Here is a 6,000-nt window from a genome sequence, read left to right on the forward strand (position 1 = left end):
TACCGGTTGCGGCTGCTCGGTGCAGCGGCCCCGCACGTGGGGGCCGCTGCACCGCTGCACGGCAGGGGAGGGATCGATGCGGGCACGGCAGCGGGCACGCCTGGCCGACCAACGCGGCGCCACCGCGGTCGAGTTCGCCTTCCTCGTCCCGATCCTGCTGACGCTGCTGCTGGGCATCGTCGAGTTCGGCCACGCCTTCCAGGTGCAGGGCACGCTCTCGGCCGCCGCCCGGGAGGGCGCGCGGGCCATGGCCCTGCGCAACGACCCGGCCCAGGCCCGGACGGCGGTGCGCGAGGCGGCCGCCAGTCTCGACCCGGCGATCACCGATGCCCACATCGCCATCGCTCCGGCGTCCTGCCCGGTGGCGGTGAGCGACACCGACGTCCGGCTGACCATCACCTACCCGATGCCCTTCCTCACCGACTTCTTCGGCGACGGGCTCGAGCTGACCGGAACGGGGGTCATGCGGTGCAACGGCTGACCCCCCGCCGGCTGACCCGCCGGTCGACCCGCGGGCCCGGCGTGGCCCGGGACGGCGAGCGCGGCGCCACGGCCGTGCTGCTCGCCTTCCTCATGGTGCCCGTGCTGGGCGTCGCCGCCCTCGCCGTCGACATCGGCGCCCTCTACGCCGAGCGGGCCAAGCTGCAGGTCGCCGCCGACGCCGCGGCGCTGGCGGTGGCCGCCGACTGCGCGCGCGGCGCGTGCGGTGACATGCAGGCCACCGCCCAGGAGCTGGTCACCGCCAATCTCGGCACCGCCGTGGCGGCGCCACCGCAGCTGTCCGAGAACCCGACGAGCGTCACCGTCACCGGCAGCACGCCCAAGCAGCACTGGTTCGCGCCGGTGATCGGGCACGACGCGACCGCGGTGTCGGCGACGGCGACGGTCGCCTGGGGCGGCCCCGGCGGCGGCACGGCGGCGCTGCCGCTGATCTTCTCCTGGTGTGAGTTCCTGGCCCAGACGGGCGGCGGGCTGCCCTCGGGCACCACGCAGCGCACCATCCGGCTGCCCAAGAAGTCCGACGCCGACTGCCCCGGTCCCAAGTCCGGCAACCCGGTGCCCGGGGGTTTCGGCTGGCTGAAGACCGATGGCAACACCTGCCGCGCGACCACCCGGATCGGGCAGGAGGCGGAGTCGGAGCCGGGCAACAACCCGTCGAAGGGCTGCGAGCCGGAGGACTTCGAGGCCCTGCGCAACCGCACCGTGCTGCTGCCCATCTACGACCAGGCCGGAGGCAACGGCAACCACGCCTGGTACCGCGTGTACGCCTACGCGGCCTTCACGATCACCGACTGGGACTTCTCCGGCCAGTACAAGGGCCAAGCCTGCGACGCCGGCAGCGGCACCGGCACTAGCGCCGGCACCGGCACCGGCACCAGCGCCGGCGCCGGGGGCGGCAAGGACAAGGGCAACGGCAAGGGCGGCGACGGCGGCACGGACGACGGCGGGGGCGCCGGCGGCAGCGACCGGTGCATCCGCGGCTACTTCACCCGCTTCGTCGAGCCCACCGACGGCTTCTTCTACGACTCCACCGCGCCCGCGCTCGGCGCCTGGATCCTCCGACTCATCCGATAAGGGGCGCCGAAATCATGCGACGTCGACTGATCGCCGCGGTGGCGGCGCTGGCCCTGCTGGGGGCCGGCACCGTGGTCCTGCTGGCCTACGTGCGCGGCGCGGACGCCCGCGCCCTCGCCGGGGTCCGCACCGTGGAGGTGCTGGTGGCCGACCGGCCCGTCCCCGCCGGCACGCCGGCTGCCGACCTGCCGGGTCTGGTCCGCACCGACCTGGTGCCGGTCAAGGCCGCCCTGCCGGGGCGGGTCACCGACCTGGCCGAGCTGGCCGGCCAGGTGGCCACCGTCGACCTGCTCGCGGGCGAGCAGCTGCTGCTCGCGCGCTTCGCCGCACCCGCCGACCTGGGCACGCCGGGCACCGTCGAGGTCCCGGCCGGCCTGCAGGAGGTCAGCGTGCTGCTCGAGCCGCAGCGTGCGGTCGGCGGCCGGCTGGCCGCCGGTGACACCGTCGGCGTCCTCGTCTCGCAGTCCGGCGACGCCGGTGGGCAGACCCACGCCGTGCTGCACCGGGTGCTCGTGACCCAGGTGCAGGGCGCGCCCGCGCCCGCCGACCCGGCGCAGTCCGGCGATCCGGCGACCGCCTCGGCCGGCACGGCGCTGCCGTCGACCAGCCTGCTGGTCACCCTCGCGGTCACCGCCGCCCAGGCCGAGGCGGTCGTCTTCGGTGCCGAGCACGGCAGCCTCTGGCTCTCGCTCGAGCCGGAGGGCGCCGCCGTCGACGGCACCTCCGTCCTCGACTCCGCCACCGTCTACGAGAAGGACCTGGGATGAGCCGCGTCGTCCTCGCCGGAGCCGAGGAGGACCTCGCGCTCCGCGTCAAGCAGGCCACCGACGGCGACGTCCACGTGCTGCCGCCCGGCCGGCTGCCCGGCGACCCGTCCCGGCTGTTCGAGCAGCTCCCGGACGGCGAGCTGCCCGACGTCCTGCTCGTCGGCCCGCTCGCCCCGCCCGACCAGGTGCTCACCCTGGCCGCCCGGCTCGACGTGCAGAGCCCCGGCATCACGGTGGTGCTCATCGCCGAGGCCTCGCCGCAGATGTGGCAGGCGGCGATGCGCTCGGGCATCCGCGACCTGCTCTCGCCGTCGGCCGACGTGCTCTCCATCCGCGAGGCCGTCGACCGGGCCGGGCAGGCCGCGGCCGGCCGGCGTCGGGTGCTGCGGCCGGTCTCCGAGACCGACCGCTACACCGGCCGGGTCATCACGATCGCCTCGCCGAAGGGTGGCGTGGGCAAGACCACGGTCTCGACCAACCTGGCCATCGGTCTCACCGCCGCCGCGCCCCAGTCGACCGTGCTGGTCGACCTCGACGTCCAGTTCGGCGACGTCGGCTCGGCGCTCGGCCTCACGCCCGAGTACACGCTGCCCGACGTCGTCCGCGGCCCGGCCAGCGAGGACACGATGGTCCTCAAGACCTTCCTCACCCAGCACCCCAGCGGGCTGTACGCCGTGTGCGGGGCGGAGTCACCCGCCGCCGGCGACACGGTGACCGGGGACGACGTCGGCCGCCTGCTGGCCTCCCTCGCCCGGGAGTTCCGCTACGTCGTCGTCGACACCGCCCCCGGCCTGTCCGAGCAGACCCTCGCCGCCCTGGACCGCGCCAGTGACGTGATCATGCTGACCAGCATGGACGTCCCCGGCGTCCGCGGGCTGCGCAAGGAGCTCGACGTGCTGCGCGAGCTGTGCATGATCCCGGCCGGCCGGCACGTCGTGATGAACTTCGCCGACGCCAAGGGCGGCCTGTCGGTGCGCGACGTGGAGCTGGCCATCGGCACCGGCGTGGACGTCGTCCTGCCGCGGTCGACCTCGGTGCCCACGTCGACGAACCAGGGGGTGCCGCTGCTGGCGAACGGCCGCAAGCGCGATCCGATGGTCAAGGAGCTCAGGCGGCTGGTGTCGCGCTTCGCCGCCACCCCGCTGATGAGGCCCGGCCGGTACCGGGCCAAGCACCGGGCGTCGTCGTGAACCTCTCCGAGCGCCTCGCCGCGGCCCAGGGCCGACCGGCTCCGGCGCCCGCGCCCGCCGCCGCACTGTCCGGAGCGCCCGCCGTGCCGGCGCCGCGGGCCGCCGAGCGGCCGACGTCCCGCCCGGCCGCGGATGCCGTCCCACCGCCGCCCGACGCGCTCACCCGGCTCAAGGACCGGGTGGGCAAGGCGCTGTTCGAGCGCATGGGGGGCCGGCTCAACGACCCGTCGCTGTCCGAGCAGCAGCTGCGCGCGCTCGTGCTGGGCGAGCTCGACGAGGTCGTCGAGGAGGAGAAGATCCCGCTCAGCGCGGAGGAGCGGGGCCGGCTGACCGCGGAGCTCGCCGACGACGTGCTCGGCTTCGGTCCGCTGCAGCGCTTCCTCGACGACGACGCGGTCTCCGAGATCATGGTCAACGGGCCGGAGAACATCTACGTCGAGCGCGGCGGCCGGCTGGAGCGGACGGCGTCGCGCTTCACCTCCGAGGAGCACCTCCGCCGGGTGATCGACCGGATCGTGAGCCGGGTCGGACGGCGGATCGACGAGTCCTCACCGCTGGTCGACGCCCGGCTGGCCGACGGCTCCCGGGTGAACGCGATCATCCCGCCGCTGGCCTTCAGCGGGTCGTCGCTGACCATCCGCAAGTTCGCCAAGGACCCGTTCACCGTCGACGACCTGATCGGCTTCGGCACCCTCTCGCCGGAGATGGCCGAGCTGCTGGAGGCCTGCGTCGAGGCCCGGCTCAACGTGATCGTCTCCGGCGGCACCGGCACCGGGAAGACGACCCTGCTCAACGTGCTGTCGTCGTTCATCCCGGACGGCGAGCGGATCGTCACCATCGAGGACGCCGTCGAGCTGCAGCTCCAGCAGGACCACGTCGTCCGGCTGGAGTCCCGCCCGCCCAACATCGAGGGCAAGGGCGCGATCACCATCCGCGACCTGGTGCGCAACTCGCTGCGGATGCGGCCCGACCGCATCGTGGTCGGCGAGTGCCGCGGCGGGGAGTCGCTGGACATGCTGCAGGCGATGAACACCGGGCACGACGGGTCGCTGTCGACGGTGCACGCCAACTCCCCGCGCGACGCGATCGCGCGGCTGGAGACGCTGGTGCTCATGGCCGGCATGGACCTGCCGCTGCGCGCCATCCGCGAGCAGATCGCCTCGGCCGTCGACGTCGTCGTCCAGCTGACCCGGCTGCGCGACGGCACCCGCCGGGTCACGCACGTGACCGAGGTGCAGGGCATGGAGGGCGAGACGGTCACCCTGCAGGACGCCTTCCTCTTCGACTACTCCGCCGGCGTCGACGCGAGCGGCCGGTTCCTGGGCAAGCCGGTGCCCACCGGCGTCCGGCCGCGGTTCACCGACCGGTTCGACGAGCTGGGCATCCGGTTGTCGCCGCGGGTCTTCGGCGTCGCCGAGCCGGCCGGCGCGCGGGGGTGGGGCTGATGCTGCTCGCCCTCGGCGTGGCCGCGGTCGCCGGCGCGCTGATGCTGCTCGCCCTCGTCGTCGTCCCCGCGCCGGCCCGGGTGCCGCTGTCGCGGCTGGACCCCACGGTGGCCCCGCAGGCGTCAGCCCTGGCCGGGGCCGGGGCCGCTGCCGGGGCGGCCGTCGAGAAGGTGCTGGCGCGGCGCGGGCTCGTGGCCGGCTGGGCGGCCGCGCTGGAGCGGGCCGGTATCGCCACCGCCCTGCCGGACGTCGTCCTGCTGGCCGGCCTGGGCACCCTCGGCGCCGCGCTGCTCGGCGGGCTGCTCGGCGGTCCGCTGGTCGCGCTGCTCGCGGTGGGAGCCGTCCCCCTGGGCGCGCGCCTGTTCGTCCGGTTCCGGACCGCGCGGCGGCAGGCCGCCTTCGCCGACCAGCTCGACGACTCGCTGCAGCTGATGGCCAGCAGCCTGCGCGCCGGGCACAGCCTGCTGCGGGCGGTGGACGCGGTCAGCCAGGAGGCGGCCGCACCGACCTCGGAGGAGTTCGCCCGGCTGGTCAACGAGACCCGCGTCGGCCGCGACCTGGCCGAGGCGCTCGACGAGATCGCCGAGCGCACCGGCAGCGACGACTTCGCCTGGGTGGCGCAGGCGATCGCGATCCACCGCGAGGTCGGCGGCAACCTGGCCGAGGTGCTGGACGCGGTCGGCCACACGATCCGCGAGCGCAACGCCATCCGACGGCAGGTCAAGGCGCTGTCGGCGGAGGGCAAGCTGTCGGCCGTCGTGCTGATGGCGCTGCCGTTCGGCGTGTGCAGCTTCATCGCGGTGACCAACCCGGGTTACCTGTCCGCGTTCACAGAGAGCCTGGTGGGCTACGCGATGCTGGCCGTCGCGGCGGTCATGATGCTCGCCGGCGGCCTGTGGCTGAAGAAGACCGTGGCGATCCGGTTCTGATGACGAACACACCTCCGGTGGGGAACCCGTGCTGACGCCGCTCCTGACCAACACACCTCCGGTGGGGAACCCGTGCTGACGCCGCTCCTGACCA

General features: G+C 74.6%; 6 protein-coding genes. All 6 read left to right on the forward strand.

Features of this window, described 5'->3' with window-relative positions; translation table 11 throughout:
• Positions 1-76: 76 nt before the first annotated feature.
• From OF117_RS11565 to OF117_RS11590, 6 genes are read left to right on the forward strand one after another with little or no spacing between them, the layout of a single operon-like run.
• The gene (locus OF117_RS11565) at positions 77-481 is read left to right on the forward strand and encodes a TadE/TadG family type IV pilus assembly protein (RefSeq protein WP_263552980.1); all 405 of its coding nucleotides are present in this window, start codon (positions 77-79) and stop codon (positions 479-481) included.
• Positions 469-1,575: a Tad domain-containing protein gene (locus OF117_RS11570; RefSeq protein ID WP_263552981.1), complete on the forward strand. Its 1,107-nt coding sequence runs from the start codon at positions 469-471 to the stop codon at positions 1,573-1,575. Before OF117_RS11565 ends, OF117_RS11570 begins: the two co-directional genes overlap by 13 nt.
• A 14-nt stretch (positions 1,576-1,589) precedes the next feature.
• Complete coding sequence (locus tag OF117_RS11575) at positions 1,590-2,342, forward strand: Flp pilus assembly protein CpaB (protein ID WP_263552982.1); 753 nt, start codon at positions 1,590-1,592, stop codon at positions 2,340-2,342.
• Positions 2,339-3,532 carry a CpaE family protein gene (locus tag OF117_RS11580; protein WP_263552983.1) on the forward strand — a complete coding sequence of 398 codons (1,194 nt, stop codon included), beginning with the start codon at positions 2,339-2,341 and terminating at the stop codon, positions 3,530-3,532. The genes OF117_RS11575 and OF117_RS11580 overlap by 4 nt, the downstream gene beginning before the upstream one ends.
• Complete coding sequence (locus OF117_RS11585; RefSeq protein WP_263552984.1) at positions 3,529-4,977, forward strand: CpaF family protein; 1,449 nt, start codon at positions 3,529-3,531, stop codon at positions 4,975-4,977. The genes OF117_RS11580 and OF117_RS11585 overlap by 4 nt, the downstream gene beginning before the upstream one ends.
• A complete protein-coding gene (locus OF117_RS11590) occupies positions 4,977-5,906 on the forward strand; it encodes a type II secretion system F family protein (RefSeq protein ID WP_263552985.1) in 930 nt (309 codons plus the stop codon). Before OF117_RS11585 ends, OF117_RS11590 begins: the two co-directional genes overlap by 1 nt.
• Positions 5,907-6,000 lie beyond the last annotated feature (94 nt).

This window comes from Geodermatophilus sp. YIM 151500 (genome assembly GCF_025716945.1).
Lineage (GTDB): Bacteria > Actinomycetota > Actinomycetes > Mycobacteriales > Geodermatophilaceae > YIM-151500.